Origin of the sequence: Natrinema sp. 1APR25-10V2 (assembly GCF_031626495.1) — an archaeon.
Classification (GTDB): domain Archaea; phylum Halobacteriota; class Halobacteria; order Halobacteriales; family Natrialbaceae; genus Natrinema.
The window spans coordinates 109,685-124,148 of sequence record NZ_JAMQOJ010000005.1 but is presented as its reverse complement, the minus strand read 5'-3'; the positions used below and the strand labels follow the sequence as shown (position 1 = coordinate 124,148).

The following is a 14,464-nucleotide window of genomic DNA, read 5'->3' as shown; positions in this document are numbered from 1 at the left end:
TGATTTCGGATCGCGTTGCAACGGCAGCGGGCGACCGGCGGCGTTAGCTCGACCAGTCTTCGTAGCGAGCGCGGTCCTCGTCGGCCGTCGGATCTCGCTCGTGGATGTGCCGGCGATTGCTCATCTCCTCGTCGTCTAACTGCTGGTTTCGGTCGCTCCCGCTCGAGCGCGACCCGCGGTTCGACTCACGGTTTTCCGTCCGGTCGCTTTGCTCGGATCGCCGTCCCTGCTGACGGTACTGGAGGCCGCTGTTCGACTGCTCCCGGTTCATGCGGCCGCCGGAGCGTTCGGTATCGCCTCGGTCCTGCTGTCGGTCGAACTGCTGGGTGTCGCCGTAGTCGCGGTCCGTCTGCTGGCCGTACTGGTCGCTTCGGTCGCGCTGCGTGCTGGACTGGTACCCCTCGCTGCGCTGGTGGCGACCGTACTCGGGTTGACCCTGCTGGTACTGGCTGCCGTGTTGCTCGGTACTGCCCTGGTGTCGACTCCCTCGGTGGCTTTCCCGGTTGCTCTCGGACTGGATTCCCTGCCGGTCTTGCTGATTGCTCCCGCGTCGGGCTTCTCGCTGACCTCGTTGGCTCCCCTGATACTGCTCGCTGGGATCCCGGCGCATCGCGTCGGGCTGACTGTCCCGGCTCCCCTGCCGGTGCGCTCGAGTGCGCTGCTGGGATTCGCCCTGCTGGCCGCTCTGGGAGCGGTCGCTTCCCTGTCGTTGGGTCCGGTGCTGTTGGCCCTGCACGTCCTGCTGTCGACCCTGCTGGTACTGTTGGCCGCGCTGGCCCTGCCGTCCGAACTGCTCCTGCTGGTTGTGCTGACCGCCGTATTGCTCTTCGCGCCGGGCTTCGCCACCGTACTCGAGGTTGCTCTGTTCTCGAGCGTTGGTTTCGAAGCCGCTGTGCTGCTGACCGCCCTGCTGATGTCCGCTGTGCTGCTGACCGCCCTGCTGATGTCCGCTGTGCTGCTGTCGGCCCTGCTGCTGTTGCTGGTGGCGTTGCGTGCCGTGTTGCTGCGAGCGCCCGCCTTGCTGACTGAACCGCTGTCCGGGTTCGCCCGGCTGGTATTGCTGCTGTCTCTCCTGCTGATGCTGCTGGTTACCGCCGTGTCGCTGCCGACCGCCCTGCTGATGACGTTGCTGGCGCTCCGTGCCTTGCTGGTCGGATTGCCCGCTCTGCTGACTGAATCGCTGTCCGGACTCGCCGGCTCGCTCGGGCTCACGTCCCTGCTGGTGCTCGCTGCTGCGGTAGGACCGTCCGCGCCGTGAATACTCTTCCCGGTCCTGTTCGGTCCGGCCACGCTGGCTGCTCTGATCGGTCGAACCGGTGGAACGGCCCCAGCCGATGTCGTCGGTGGCTCCCCCTTGCTGTCCTTCGGTCCGCTCTCGACCCCGTCGGTCGGGACCTCGGGAGCCGGCGTCCTCGCTGCCGCCACGGCTGAACATGCCGTGGAGCCAGCCGCGCTCGTCGTCATCTCGGTTTCGGTCGCTCCGTTCCTGGCCCCGGTGTTCGCTATCGCTCGAGCGGTCGGTGTGCCGTTCGTCCGTCCGTCGTCGATCGCTATCGTATCGGTCGTTCATGGTGTGTCTGGGTGGATTGTCGGCTGGTCGGTCGTCGATCGATGACTCGCCCCAATCGGTTCGCTGGCCGCCCGCCGTCGCGGTACTGCGGCGACTGCTAAACCGAACACGGGGATAAAACCCGAGCGTGACTTCGCGTGCATCCGCCGTGCGGACCGAGATCGTGGCCGCTCGAGAACAGTCGTCTGTGAGGCCGTGCGGTGAGTCGAGCGCCACCGGCGTGCACCGTCACCGGTGGGAATGCTGGTTCGACTGCACCGCCCCGTTGCCGGACTCGTAAAGCTGTCGTGCGTCCGTGTTCGGGCCGAACGCGAACAGTCCGCGCGCGGGTTCGTACTCGTAGGTCACCCACTGCGGGAGGAACTGGGCACCGACCAGCTTGCGCACGGCGAGCTGTTTGAGCCGCGCGTCGGGTGCGAGCCGATCCGTTAGCCGCAGATCGATAATCCCATCGAACGCGTACTCGGCGTGGGGTGCGTCGGCTTCGTCCATCGCCGCCGAACTGGCGATGATCGGGACGAACCGTGCCTTACAGACCATCCCACGCAGGTCCTTCAGGAAGCCGTGGACCATCTGCTGCTGGAGCAGCGATTCGAGTTCGTCGAGCGAGTCGATCGTCACGAGCCCGGTTTCGGTCATCTCGAGGTCGTCGAGCGCGCCCTGAACGCTGTGGGTCACCTCACGGCGGTCGCTCGGGTCGCGCACCTCGACGATCGCGTCTTCGGCGGCCTCGCCGACGAATTCGGTCCACGCGTTGCGTTGCTCGATGAACTCGTCGCGGTCGTCGAGCCGGTAGGTGAAACAGTCGATGATCCGTAGCCGGTCGTTTTCCAGCGCCGGCAGGACGTTCCAGCCGTTCTGGTAGAACCGCTCGAGCGTCGCGGTCGGGGGGTTCGCGAAGGAGACGACGACGGCGGGTTCGCCCCGCTCGAGGGCGCGCCAGGCGAGTTCGGTACCGAGTTCGGTTCGGCGGGTTCCCTCGTCGCCCGAGAGCAACAGGAGCGAGTCCGCGGGGACGCCGTTCGGGACGAGCGAGTCGATCGGTTCGACGCCCGTCACGACCCGCTTGTAGGCGCTGGGCTCGGCCATCGTCGAGCCGTCGTCGGCGGCCTCGCGACAGGCGTTCGAACAGTACCGGCCGTCGTCGCTCTCTTCGGCCTCGCCGGGGATCGGATAGTGGCAGTGGTCGCACTCGAGGGGATACTCGGCTGTGCGATCGGTGTTGAGCTGCTCTGTCATACTGAAACCCGCTTCCACCGACGGGCAAATAGAACCCTCCCCTGACCGTCACCGGGCTTACGTGTCGGAGACACCGGTCCAGCCCCGGGTCGGTTCGCGCGGGTCCGCCACAGTTTTCTCCGCGAGCGGTGACGGCCGTCTATGGACAGCGCACTCGTCATCGGCGGCACGCGCTTTATCGGTCGGCACCTCGTCGACGACCTGCTCGAGCACGGCTACGGCGTCACCATCTTCACCCGCGGCAACCGCGAGAACCCGTTCGCGGACGACGACCGCGTCGACCACGTCGAGGGCGACCGGACGAACGACACGGCGCTCGAATCGGCCGCGATGACCGTCGACCCCGACGCCGTTTTCGACTGCGTCGCCTACCAACCGAAGGACGTTCGCGCCGCGACCCGTCTCTTCGCCGACTGCGAGGCGTACGTCTACGTCTCCAGCGGGGCGGCCTACGGCCGCGAGGAGATCCCCAAACGGGAGGGGGAGACGCCGCTCGAGTCCTGTACAGCCGAGCAAGCGACCGACGACAGGTTCGAGACCTACGGTAACCGGAAGGCAGAGGGCGACCGCGCCGTCGTCGCGGCGGCCGAAGACGGCGTTCGCGCTATGACCGTCCGCCCGCCGATCGTCTACGGTCCGCACGACTACACCGAACGGCTGGACTGGTGGATCGACCGCGTCAACCGCTTCGACCGCGTCGTGGTCCCCGGCGACGGCACGAACCTCCGCCACCGCGTCTACGTCGAGGACGTCGCCAGCGCCCTGCGGGTCGTCGCCGAGCACGGCGAGGCCGGCGAGGCCTACAACGTCGGCGACCGGCGGCTCGTCACGCTCGAGGAGATGGTCGATCTGATCGCCGACTCGCTCGATACATCCGTCGAGATCGTCCACGCCGGTCCCCGCGAACTCGCCGCTGGCGACCTCGCGCTCGACGACTACCCCATGTACCGGACGTACCCCCACGTCCTCTCGACGGCGAAACTCGCCGCGCTGGGCTGGGAGTCGACGCCGCTCGCCGAGGCGATGGATCGCACTGTCGCGGACCACCTCGAGAACGACCGCGGCGGCGTCGAGGAGGAGCCGGATCGGGCGGCCGAAGAGCGCGTATTGGACATTCTGGATACGCTCTGATCAGGCGTCGCGGAGCCGCTCGAGTCGCCGAGACCGGGAGGGCGTCGACGCGAGCCGCTCCTGCAGCCGCCCTCGGTCGTCGGACAGATCGGCTCCCGTCTCGAGGGTGCTCTCGAGCGCGTCGGCCCCGACGGCTCGAGCAGCGCGACGATCGGCGGCGAACTCGCATCGCTGAAGGTACCGAACGGCGAGTGGCCAGCCTATCGCAACGGCGAGCAGCGCGAGCGCGAACGACCTCCAGACGTAGCACGTGACGAGAAGGCCGAGGAGCGCACTCGTCACGAGCGCCTGTCGTTCCAGCAGTCGACCCTCGTCGGCGGCGCTCGCACGTGCACACGCTGCCCACAGCTCGTCGTCGTCGAACGCGTCGAACGCGTAGTCGGTGGCGTAGGCTCGCCGGTTCCAGAACGGACCGTCGAGGTAGACAACGGCGACTTCGGTTTCGCGGCCCGGAATCGCGCCGGCGACCGTCGCCGTCAGGTCAGCTCGGTCGGCTGCCGCCTCGAGTCGGCGTCGCTGCTCGGCCGTCAGCGGCTCGACGTCCTGTGAGAGGCGAATCCGGAACGTCATCCAGCCGTAGATACCGGTAGTGAGAACGAGGAACACGACCGGAATCAACGCCGGATTCGGATTCGAGACCTCGAGGAGCGCCGTATAGAGGCCGACGACGCCCAGAACGAACAGCGAAATCGCCGCGAGATACCGTGCGAGGCGTCCGATCGCCGTCGCGGCGTCGATCTCGAGGTCGCGGCGCTCGCGGGCGTACGGAAAGACGCCGAGGTACGTGACGAGAACGGCGACGATCGTTCCGACCGCCGACGGGAGCCAGACGAGCGGCGCGGCGAGCCCGCCTCCCAGCGCCGGATGGACGGACGAGAGAGCGCTCTCGGTCGCGTCGATGAGACCGGCAAATCCGAGGACGACGAAGGTCGTGAGACCCACGACGGCGAGCAGTCGATACGTGCCGCGTGACCGGCCATCGCTGTCACCGGCGCGTCGAAGCCTGTACCGTCCGTACAGTCTGCCGCTAGCATATCCCGCGCCAAGCAGTCCGAGCCAGAGCGCGGTCACCGCGATCATATGCGGCCATTGTAGTTGGAAATTATATAAGAGCGCTGATCGGTCCGACGGCCGCGCCGACGAGGAAAAACACATGTCCCGGGGGTGTGTCAGGACTGGTATGTTCGATAAGTCGACGTGGATCCGCCTCCCGCGGAACGTCGTCGTCGGCCACGGCGTTCGCAGCGAGGTCCTCGACGTGATCGACGACCTCCACCTACAGGGGCGGCCGCTGTTCGTCACGAGTCCGACGCCCCGCGAGGTCGCCGCGGATCCGATTGCGGCCGACTTCGAGGCCGCCGGAATCGAGCCCGCGATCGTCACCGTCGAGAAGGCGACGTTCGATGCCGTCGAGCGCGTCATCGAGATCGCCGAGGCCGAGGACGCCGCCTACCTCGTCGGCATCGGCGGGGGCAAGGCCATCGACATCGCGAAACTGGCCAGCTACCACCTCGACATGGGCTTCTGTTCCGTTCCCACGGCGGCGAGCCACGACGGGATCGTCAGCAATCGAGGCTCGGTCCCGGACGGGGATTCACGCCACAGCGTCGCCGCGGAGCCGCCGCTGGCGGTCGTCGCCGACACCGGCATCCTCGCCGAGGCACCGTGGGAGCTGACGACCGCTGGCTGTGCCGACATCATCTCGAACTACACCGCCGTCATGGACTGGCGGCTCGCCAAGCGGCTCAAAGACGTCGAGTATTCGGAGTACGCCGCCGCGCTCTCGGAGATGACCGCCGAGATCCTCGTGGGTAACGCCGATCTCATCCGGCCGGGGCTCGAGGAGTCGGCCTGGGTCGTCACCAAGGCGCTGATGTCCTCGGGCGTCGCGATGAGCATCGCCGGCTCCTCGCGGCCGGCCAGCGGGGCCGAACACCTCTTCTCGCACCAACTCGACCGACTGGCCCCCGGCGTGGCTCTCCACGGCCATCAGGTCGGCGTCGGCTCGATCATGACGGCCTACCTCCACCAGGGCGAAGACGGCATCTGGCGGGACATCCGCGACGCGCTCTCGAGCATCGACGCGCCGACGACCGCCGCCGAACTCGGAATCGACGACGAGACCGTCATCGAGGCGTTGACGACCTGCCACGAGATCCGCGATCGGTACACGATTTTAGGCGACGGGATGAACGAGCGCGCGGCTCGAGACGTGGCGCGAAAAACGGGCGTTATCGACTGATCCTCGACGAACCGTCAGCCGAGATCGACGCGTTCGAACTGCCAGATCCCCAGCGCGAGCGGCACGACGAGCCAGGCGATCATGACGACGACCATCGCCTCGCCCTGGAGGAACCACGGCAGGTCCGGCGGGATCGTCCTGAATCCGTCGGGGAACGCGAGTCCGGTGGAGTTGACGTACGCCGCAGTCGGACTGACGAGCGACTGGACGAACATGATCTGATACATGGACACGTCGAGCCCGGCGAGGTCGTTGACTAGGTAGTCGATAGCGAGCTGAAGCGGCCCGAACACGTTTAGCACGCTCGTAATGAAGAAGAACGCGATGGATCCGCCCATCGCGCGCGATCGAGAAGCGGTCGCGGCAGAGATGCCGATCGCGACAGCGACGTAGGTCAGCGCGTACAGGACAGTCAGCGCCGTCATGATTCCGAAGGTATCCATCTCGGGCGAGGGATACCACGCCAGCGTGAGTGCGCCGCCGATCAGGAACGCGACGGCGATCGACGCGCTGACGATCGCCGTTCGCGTGAGGAACTTTCCGAGGACGACGTCACGACGGCTGTTCGGAATCGACAGCATGTACTTGATGCCGCCGGACTCGCGTTCGCCGGCGATCGCGAGATACGCCGTCACGAGCGCGATCAGCGGGATGAACATCGCACCGACGGCGGTCAGGTTCCAGAGCGCGTTCAGAACGGTCGGATCCGGACGCCCGTTCTGCCCGAAGTACACCAGCAGCGCCATGAAGGCGACGTACAGCGCACCGACGAACCAGACGATCTTGGCTCGCCGAACGTCGAGGAAATCCTTCTTCGCGACGGCGAGCGTGCTCATGCCGCCACCTCCGTCGCTTCGGCCTCTTCGTCCGTCCGCCCGCCGTTCGTGTACGTGTTGAACAACTGCTCGAGCGAGACGTCTTCCGAAACGATGTCGCGGACGGCGGTCGTGTCGGCGACGTGGCGAACCACGTCGACCTTGACTGAGGGGTCGGCGCAGGTGGCGGTAATCTCCGTCCCCTCGATCGTGACCGAACGGACGCCGGCGAGTCCTTCCAGTCCGAGCGAGTCGGGGACGCGCTCGACCTCGAGGGTAATCGGCGCGCCGAGGTCGAGCTCGCCCTGCAGGTCGTCGAGCGTGCCGGTCGCGACCAGTCGACCCTCGTTCATGATGCCGATGCGGTCGCAGACCGCCTCGACCTCCCCGAGGATGTGGCTCGAGAAGAAGACGGTGGTACCGCTTTCGGCCTCATCGCGAATGATCTCGCGCATCTCTTGCATCCCGGCGGGGTCGAGTCCAGAGGAGGGCTCGTCCAAAATCAGCAGGTCGGGATCGCCGACCAGCGCCATGCCGAACCCGAGTCGCTGGGTCATCCCCTTCGAGTAGCCGCCGGCGGGGCGATCGCCGGCGCCGGCGAGGCCGACGCGCTCGAGGACGGCGTCGGGGTCGTCGTCGGCCCCTTTCGTATCGATGACCCACTCGAGGTGTTCGCGGGCGGTGAGCCGGTCGTAGACGCTGGCTCCTTCGGGGAGGACGCCGATCCGGTGGCGGATCTCGTCGGTGTCGGCCTGCGCGTCGAGACCGAGGACCGTGGCGGTGCCGTCCGTCGGGCGGACGAAATCGAGCAACATGTTGATCGTGGTCGACTTCCCCGCACCGTTGGGGCCGAGGAAGCCGAACACCTCGCCGTCCTCGACGGTCAGATCGAGGTCGTCGACAGCGAGGACGGTCTCACCGTACCGTTTGGTGAGGGAGGACGTTTGGATAGCGGACATGTTCGACTCTCTTCGCCGCTATCATGTATATGTTTTGTAATTATCTTCCGGTCGACCCGTTGGAGGACGCGTCGCTCAGACGTGTTCGTCGAGGAAATCGGCGATTTCCGAGTACGCTTCGATGCGGTTCTCGAGCTTCGAGAACCCGTGTCCCTCGTCCTCGAAGATCAGCTTTCGAACCGGTACGCCCTGCTCGGCGGCCTGCTCGGCGATCTGTTCCGCCTCCCCGACCGGGACGCGGGGGTCGTTCTCGCCGTGGAGGACGAACAGCGGCGCCTCGATGTTCTCGATGTTGTTCGTCGGCGAAATCTCCTCGAGGAACTCGCGATCGTCCGCAAGCGAGCCGTATTCGGCCTCACGGAGCTCGCGCCGCCAATCGCCCGTGTTCTCGAGGAAGGTGACGAAGTTGGCGATGCCGACGACGTCGATGCCGGCGGCCCACAGGTCGGGGTACTCGGTCAGCGCGGCCAGCACCATGAAGCCGCCGTAGGAGCCGCCCTTGGCGGCGATCCGGTCGGGATCGATCGCGGGGTGGTCCCGCAGCCACTCGACGCAGGCTTCGATGTCGGCGACCGAATCCATTCGCTTTTCCACGTCGTCGAGTGCCGCGTAGTCGGCGCCGTAGCCCGACGAGCCCCGGACGTTGGGCTCGAAGTAGGCGTACCCCCGGTCGAGAAAGTACTGCTTGACGCTCGAGAACGAGGGGCGGCGCTGGCTCTCGGGGCCGCCGTGGATGTCGACGATGACGGGAACGCCGTCACCGTCGTCCGCGTTGCCTCCGCCGTTGCCTGCCTCGTGGTCGTCGGGGAGCGTGAGGAAGCCGGGCACCTCGAGCCCGTCGAAGCTCTCGACGTCGACGAGGTCGGAGTCGTCGAACGATTCGGGCGGAATACCCGCCGTGGGGGCGCTCGTCCACCGTTCGGCCTCGCCGGTCTCCACGTCGACGACGAAGACGTTCGTGTTGACGGTATCGCCGGTCGTCGACAGCGCGAACCGCTCGGCGTCGGGATCGAAGCTCACGCCGCCGGAGATCCCGCCCGGCAGGTCGGGACGGGGAAAGGTCTCGTAGGAGGTGGGCTCGTCGGCGTCGAACTCGCCGACGGTCAGTTCGGTGTAGCCCTCGACGTTCCGCGAACAGACGAAGCGGCCGGTGTCGTCGTCCAGCGCGATGCCGTCGACGTTCCACCCGTCTCCGTCGATGACGGTCTCGAGATCCCCTTCATCGAGATCGAGGTACGCCAGATAGAGCGTATCGGCGTCGCCCTCGTCGGTCACGAGGTAGATACCCTCCCCGTGGGGGGCCCAGCTGGCGCTCTGATAGCGGACGTCGCCCTCGTGGGGCGTGAGATGCTCGAGGTCCGGCTCGTCGGCCTCGAGGTCGAGCACGTACAGGTCCTGATCGAAGTTGGAGTAGGCCTGCGAGACCAGTAGTCGAGAATCGTCGGGGCTCCAGCCGGAAAGCGAGAGCCAGCCGTCGCCCTCGTAGACGAGCTCCGCGTCAGCGGGAGACGACGTCTCCCGAGCAGACGGGCCTTGTCCGTCTGCTCCCCGTTCGTCGCGTCCCTGCACGTAGATATCGAAGACGGACTCGTCGCGCCGGTTCGAGGTGAACGCGAACCGCTCGCCGTCGTGACTCCAGCCGCCCCAGCGGTGCTTCGCGTCGGGCATCGCGGTCAGGTTCTCGATCTCGCCGGTCTCGGCGTCGAGCCGGAACAGCTGGGCACGCTCGTTGCCGCCCTCGTCCATGCCGAAGATCAGCTCCGGGCGCTCGGGCGACCACGAGGCGAAGGTCACCCGTTCCTCGTAGAATGTCCGCTGCTCGGGCCAGCCGCGTGGCTCCTCGAGGGTCCAGACCTGCGAGGTGCCGGTCGTGTCCATCAGAAAGGAGAGCCGTTCGCCGTCGGGGCCGAACGACGCGCCGTAGGCGCTGCGGATGTTGAGATAGCGCTCGATGTCGTAGCTGCTCATGGCTCAGCCGTACGGGCTCGAGGGGGTAGGCGTTTCGGTCGGTGGGTTCGATCCCGAGCGAGGCCGCCAGCGCCGGGTAGTCGATAGTTACTACATTTCCGGACTCTCTCGAGAGCGCGAACGACGAGTCCGAAATCGGTGCGCCTCGAAGGCCGATCGGGATGGTCGTGCTTAACGAAGCCGATATCGGTTGCGAGACAGACTGATGGAACGCACGACCGAATCGTCGCCGACCGGCAACGTTCTCGTGACGACCGTGCTCCTCCTCGCGGTGTTCGGGCTGACCGTCGCCGCCGTCGGCCCGGGTGCGTTCGAGGCCGACTCGAGTGCGGGACCGGTTTCCGATAGCGAAATGTCGTCGCTGGGGACCAACGGCGGTGACGGCGGTGGGACTTCCGCTGGTAGATTCGGAGCCGAAGAGAGCAACCGTACCGACAACGAGTCGGACGCAGACTCGATCAGCGAAGGCGGCAACGAGAGCGGTGATAACGAGACTGCTGGCGGTTCTGTCACCGATGGTGATGTGGAGGAAGATACCAGCAACGAGACCGCAAGCGGTAACGAAACCGAAAACGGAAACGAGACCGTCGGCAGTAACGAAACCGCTGACGGCAACGAAACCGGGGATGGCGAATCCGACACGGAGGACGAAACGACCGGTGGGACCGCCGGAACAGACAGCACTGACGAAACGGGGGAGGCCGAAGATGGTGATGGGACACGATGAGAGCTCGAGCGAAGCTGATGCGACAGCATCGATGGAGATAGTTGAGGTGCCGAATCCTTTCTTTGTGATCTTGTTACGAGAACACGGGTGACAAACGTTCACTTCCACTCCTATTTGGACACGCCAGGAGTAGTGGTTATCTGTTGGCGAACATTCGTCATTACCGGTCGGAAAGCGTCGAATTCGCCGCTCGACCCTCGAGTCGGCTACCGGTTTGACGGCGAGCGACTGCGTGCGCCGCTCTTCGAACGATGTCGGTTCGCCGGCAACTCGAGTTCGAGTCCCAGTGGTGGTAACCATCTGTGACAGATGTTACCGTGGTGTTCGACCATGAGTACCATACCGATCGATATTTGATTCAGGAGGGCAGTCATACGCGGCGATATTTCGATGACTGCGGTCGGATTGTAACAGTTCTTCCCCTGATAGCCGTTTGTTTCGAAACAATAAATATCACTTTGATAGATGATAAATCAATATTTTATAAACCGAATACTAGCGATAGTAATTACCAAAGGGCGAGCACGTTCGTCGGGTATCCATAACAAAGGACGTAATGACCATCGAGTCCGTGTGCGGTTTCAGAATAACCATGAGAGACAAGCCAACGGACAGTGCGGAGTCGACTTGGGATACTAGCATACGGACCTCACTAACTGCATTGGTCGTTCTGATGACGGTCATCGGGATGACGTTCGGGGCAGCAGGGGTCGTCATGGCGAGTGGCGATACAACGCACGCGCCATCGACATCGGACGACGATCAGCAATCCGAATACGAGGCACTCGATATCACAGTCGAGTGTCAACTGGGAAGCGGACAGCTCCACGTTTCGAATCCTAACGACGCGCCGGTCGAGTTGACGCTTGAGCGTGTCGACGGGACGGAGTCACAACTCCTCTTGCTCGAGCGTGTCGACGAGAACACGTTCGAGCCGGTCGACGAGGACACGACCGAAACGCGCGACGAATCGGTCAGCGAGAACGTCACGGTTGCGGCCACCGAGAACGTCACGTTCATCGAGCTCTCGGATGGGACGTACAACCTCACCGCGACGGCAGACGGAACGGAGGTTCCCCTCGAGATCCCCGAAGATGTGCTCACCATCGGGGATGATGGTGAAGAGCTGATCGAGATCGATTGTGAGGACGCGGACGAAGCAGTCAGCGTCAGTGCCACCGCTGACGGGACTGGAGATGCCGTCTCTACGGACGAAAAGCGCGACAAGAAGCAGGTCACTGAGGACGAAAAGCGCGACGTTACGAAAGATCGTAAAGACCGAACTGCACAACAGCAGGCGGCAGACGGAGCTGGTAAGCAGATAGATGACGACCAGCAGCCTGCTCCGGACGACGATCAGCAGCCAGACGCTCCTCGGGAGCCTGAGAAACCGGAACAGCCGAAAGAGCCCGAGAAACCGGAACAGCCGAAAGAGCCTGAGAAACCGGAACAGCCGAAAGAGCCCGAGAAACCGGAACAGCCGAAAGAGCCCGAGAAACCGGAACAGCCCGGTGACGGAGACGGCGATGGTGACGGAGATGGTGACGGCGATGGCGACGGAGACGGCGACGGTGACGGCGATGGAGACGGAGACGGCGACGGTGACGGCGATGGAGACGGAGACGGCGATGGCGATGGCGATGGCGATGGCGATGGAGACGGCGACGGTGACGGCGATGGAGACGGAGACGGCGATGGCGACGGTGACGGAGACGGCGACGGTGACGGCGATGGAGACGGTGACGGAGACGGCGACGGCGATGGAGACGGAGACGGCGACGGTGACGGTGACGGAGACGGCGACGGCGATGGCGACGGAGACGGCGATGGTGACGGAGACGGCGATGGAGACGGAGACGGCGACGGCGATGGAGACGGAGACGGCGACGGTGACGGTGACGGAGACGGCGACGGCGATGGCGACGGAGACGGCGATGGTGACGGAGACGGCGATGGTGACGGAGACGGCGATGGAGACGGAGATGGAGACGGCGACGGTGACGGTGACGGCAATAGGGTAACCATCTGCCACCAGACCGGCTCAGAAACTAATCCGACTGTTACCATCACGGTGAACGAGAACGCGTTAGATGCGCACCTTGCTCACGGTGATACCATCGGTCCATGCGACGGAGATGGTGACGGTGACGGCGATGGCGATGGAGACGGCGATGGCGATGGCGATGGCGATGGAGACGGCGACGGTGACGGCGACGGTGACGGCGATGGAGACGGCGATGGCGACGGTGACGGCGATGGAGACGGTGACGGTGACGGAGACGGCGACGGCGATGGCGACGGTGACGGAGACGGAGATGGCGACGGAGACGGTGACGGAGACGGAGACGGTGACGGCGATGGCGATGGTGACGGTAGCTAAGCCAACTAATATCGCCTAAAGAGAGCTGATCAAAGCGGGAGGCGACCGATGACTCAGATATCGGTCTCTCACCGCTGCAGATGCGGAGAGTGGCTGCATGCTACGAGTACAGTTTCTCTCCGTCTCATCTGATTGTACGAACAGGTGCGGACTAATACACAAACGAAATAACATCAAGATGACTCGATCACGACGCCAATACCTACGACTAACTGGAATAGCCGGAACCGCAGTCATTGCGAACGTTGTTGGTTCGAGTGCAACGAACGGCGAATCAGGAGCGAAATCGACGGCCAGGATCACAAATCAAGCACAGACACTCGAGCAGGACGCAATATTCCGTGGCAATCTACAGCGGCACGGCTACTTCCCCGATGAGAAACTCCCCGAATCCCTCGACCGGCAGTGGCGACTGGACGGTGTTAACAAGAGTAATTATGGGGCGGCAAAGTCGAGCCCAGTCGCCGCGCCAACGGGCGATCTCATCATCGCTGCTGATACGGGATCGATTTACGCCGTAACCCCCGAGGGTGAGGTCCGGTGGTCCGCGGCAACCGACCCTTCCCCAAGCGGCATTCACGGGACGCCGGTTATCGCAGATGGGACGGTGTACGTGGGCGCATACGATGGAGCGCTCTACGCGTTCGATGTAGAGACGGGTCAACGACGGTGGAAGACCGTCGTCGCCGGGTTCATCGGCTCGAGTCCCGCATATCACGACGGCACGATATACACGGCTGTCGAATTCGGTGACCCCGACGGAAGCGTCGTAGCCGTCGACGCGAAAACCGGCGACCTCGAGTGGGAAGCGACCGAGCCCACGAGCCATCCTCATTCGACGCTCGCGATCGATACTACCGCGGATATCCTCGCCGTCGGCGCGAACGACGGGTACTGCTACGCGTGGCACTTCTCTGATCGGGAGTTCGCCTGGAAGTTCAACACCGGCCGGCCGATCAAAGGGCCCGTCGCGATATACGACGGGGCAGTTTTCTTCGGATCGTGGGACTACAACGTCTACCGGGTTGGCATTGACGACGGTGAAGAACAGTGGAACCGATCGTTTACCACGGATTCGACTGTTATGTCCGGGCCGGCAATCGATACCGACGCCGGTCGGCTCTACATCGGAAGCAACGACAATGCCCTCTACGCACTAGACTGCGAGAGCGGCGAGGAACAGTGGCGGTACGAAACCGAGGGCGACGTAATGGGATGCCCGACTGTCACAGCAGAACACGTGGTATTCGGATCTAACGATACGAACGTGTACGTCCTCGATAAGGAGAGCGGTGAGCACGTCTGGGACTACAACACGTCCGGCCATGTCTCGAGTACGCCGCTCGTCCGCGACGGATCGTTCTATCTCGCCAACCGCGCGACGGAGAGCGACAGTGGCGGATTCTATCGATTTGGCGCGGCAGAGTAAGGCC

13 protein-coding genes are annotated in these 14,464 nt (G+C 64.6%); 6 read left to right on the top strand and 7 right to left on the bottom strand.

Going from position 1 to position 14,464, the window contains the following annotated elements:
* Positions 1–43 precede the first annotated feature (43 nt).
* Entirely contained in the window at positions 44–736 is a 693-nt protein-coding gene (locus NDO75_RS16425; RefSeq protein ID WP_310907693.1) for a hypothetical protein, read from the bottom strand.
* On the opposite strand from NDO75_RS16425, the gene NDO75_RS16420 reads away from it, so the two are divergent.
* The gene (locus NDO75_RS16420) at positions 725–1,258 is read left to right on the top strand and encodes a hypothetical protein (protein WP_310907692.1); all 534 of its coding nucleotides are present in this window, start codon (positions 725–727) and stop codon (positions 1,256–1,258) included. The two genes, NDO75_RS16425 and NDO75_RS16420, sit on opposite strands and share 12 nt — an antisense overlap.
* A gap of 540 nt (positions 1,259–1,798) precedes the next feature.
* Here NDO75_RS16420 and NDO75_RS16415 read toward each other — a convergent pair.
* Entirely contained in the window at positions 1,799–2,809 is a 1,011-nt protein-coding gene (locus tag NDO75_RS16415) for an ATPase domain-containing protein (protein WP_310907691.1), read from the bottom strand.
* Positions 2,810–2,950: 141 nt separating this feature from the next.
* Here NDO75_RS16415 and NDO75_RS16410 point away from each other — a divergent pair, with 141 nt between their 5' ends.
* Positions 2,951–3,940, top strand: coding sequence for an NAD-dependent epimerase/dehydratase family protein (locus tag NDO75_RS16410; RefSeq protein WP_310907690.1), 990 nt, complete (start codon positions 2,951–2,953; stop codon positions 3,938–3,940).
* On the opposite strand, the gene NDO75_RS16405 is transcribed toward NDO75_RS16410, so the two are convergent.
* A complete protein-coding gene (locus NDO75_RS16405; protein ID WP_310907689.1) occupies positions 3,941–5,020 on the bottom strand; it encodes a peptidase in 1,080 nt (359 codons plus the stop codon). It abuts the gene before it with no gap.
* 100 nt (positions 5,021–5,120) lie between these two features.
* Here NDO75_RS16405 and NDO75_RS16400 point away from each other — a divergent pair, with 100 nt between their 5' ends.
* Positions 5,121–6,182 carry an NAD(P)-dependent glycerol-1-phosphate dehydrogenase gene (locus NDO75_RS16400; RefSeq protein WP_310907688.1) on the top strand — a complete coding sequence of 354 codons (1,062 nt, stop codon included), beginning with the start codon at positions 5,121–5,123 and terminating at the stop codon, positions 6,180–6,182.
* 14 nt (positions 6,183–6,196) lie between these two features.
* Here the strand turns inward: NDO75_RS16400 and NDO75_RS16395 are convergent, their stop codons facing one another.
* The 3 genes from NDO75_RS16395 to NDO75_RS16385 all read right to left on the bottom strand — a co-directional run bounded on the left by NDO75_RS16395 (position 6,197) and on the right by NDO75_RS16385 (position 9,924).
* On the bottom strand, positions 6,197–7,018 hold the full coding sequence (locus NDO75_RS16395) for an ABC transporter permease subunit (protein WP_310907687.1): 822 nt from the start codon (positions 7,016–7,018) through the stop codon (positions 6,197–6,199).
* Positions 7,015–7,956, bottom strand: a complete 942-nt coding sequence (locus NDO75_RS16390) for an ABC transporter ATP-binding protein (protein ID WP_310907686.1) — start codon at positions 7,954–7,956, stop codon at positions 7,015–7,017. Before NDO75_RS16390 ends, NDO75_RS16395 begins: the two co-directional genes overlap by 4 nt.
* A 75-nt stretch (positions 7,957–8,031) precedes the next feature.
* Positions 8,032–9,924, bottom strand: coding sequence for a S9 family peptidase (locus tag NDO75_RS16385; RefSeq protein WP_310907685.1), 1,893 nt, complete (start codon positions 9,922–9,924; stop codon positions 8,032–8,034).
* Positions 9,925–10,129: 205 nt separating this feature from the next.
* Between NDO75_RS16385 and NDO75_RS16380 the strand changes: the two genes are divergently transcribed.
* Entirely contained in the window at positions 10,130–10,651 is a 522-nt protein-coding gene (locus NDO75_RS16380) for a hypothetical protein (protein ID WP_310907684.1), read from the top strand.
* An 889-nt stretch (positions 10,652–11,540) separates the two neighbouring features.
* On the opposite strand, the gene NDO75_RS16375 is transcribed toward NDO75_RS16380, so the two are convergent.
* Positions 11,541–12,683 carry a hypothetical protein gene (locus NDO75_RS16375; RefSeq protein ID WP_310907683.1) on the bottom strand — a complete coding sequence of 381 codons (1,143 nt, stop codon included), beginning with the start codon at positions 12,681–12,683 and terminating at the stop codon, positions 11,541–11,543.
* Between the two features lie 58 nt (positions 12,684–12,741).
* Between NDO75_RS16375 and NDO75_RS16370 the strand changes: the two genes are divergently transcribed.
* Positions 12,742–13,050, top strand: a complete 309-nt coding sequence (locus tag NDO75_RS16370; protein ID WP_310907682.1) for a hypothetical protein — start codon at positions 12,742–12,744, stop codon at positions 13,048–13,050.
* Between the two features lie 78 nt (positions 13,051–13,128).
* Entirely contained in the window at positions 13,129–14,460 is a 1,332-nt protein-coding gene (locus NDO75_RS16365) for a PQQ-binding-like beta-propeller repeat protein (RefSeq protein WP_310907681.1), read from the top strand.
* Positions 14,461–14,464: the final 4 nt, after the last annotated feature.

What these genes read in the sequence shown, in the direction of transcription:
- NDO75_RS16415 (WP_310907691.1), bottom strand. Translation starts at nt 2,809, where the DNA reads ATGACAGAGCAGCTCAACACCGATCGCACAGCCGAGTATCCCCTCGAG.
- NDO75_RS16410 (WP_310907690.1), top strand. Translation starts at nt 2,951, where the DNA reads ATGGACAGCGCACTCGTCATCGGCGGCACGCGCTTTATCGGTCGGCAC.
- NDO75_RS16405 (WP_310907689.1), bottom strand. Translation starts at nt 5,020, where the DNA reads ATGATCGCGGTGACCGCGCTCTGGCTCGGACTGCTTGGCGCGGGATAT.
- NDO75_RS16400 (WP_310907688.1), top strand. Translation starts at nt 5,121, where the DNA reads ATGTTCGATAAGTCGACGTGGATCCGCCTCCCGCGGAACGTCGTCGTC.
- NDO75_RS16395 (WP_310907687.1), bottom strand. Translation starts at nt 7,018, where the DNA reads ATGAGCACGCTCGCCGTCGCGAAGAAGGATTTCCTCGACGTTCGGCGA.
- NDO75_RS16390 (WP_310907686.1), bottom strand. Translation starts at nt 7,956, where the DNA reads ATGTCCGCTATCCAAACGTCCTCCCTCACCAAACGGTACGGTGAGACC.
- NDO75_RS16385 (WP_310907685.1), bottom strand. Translation starts at nt 9,924, where the DNA reads ATGAGCAGCTACGACATCGAGCGCTATCTCAACATCCGCAGCGCCTAC.
- NDO75_RS16380 (WP_310907684.1), top strand. Translation starts at nt 10,130, where the DNA reads ATGGAACGCACGACCGAATCGTCGCCGACCGGCAACGTTCTCGTGACG.
- NDO75_RS16370 (WP_310907682.1), top strand. Translation starts at nt 12,742, where the DNA reads ATGCGCACCTTGCTCACGGTGATACCATCGGTCCATGCGACGGAGATG.
- NDO75_RS16365 (WP_310907681.1), top strand. Translation starts at nt 13,129, where the DNA reads ATGCTACGAGTACAGTTTCTCTCCGTCTCATCTGATTGTACGAACAGG.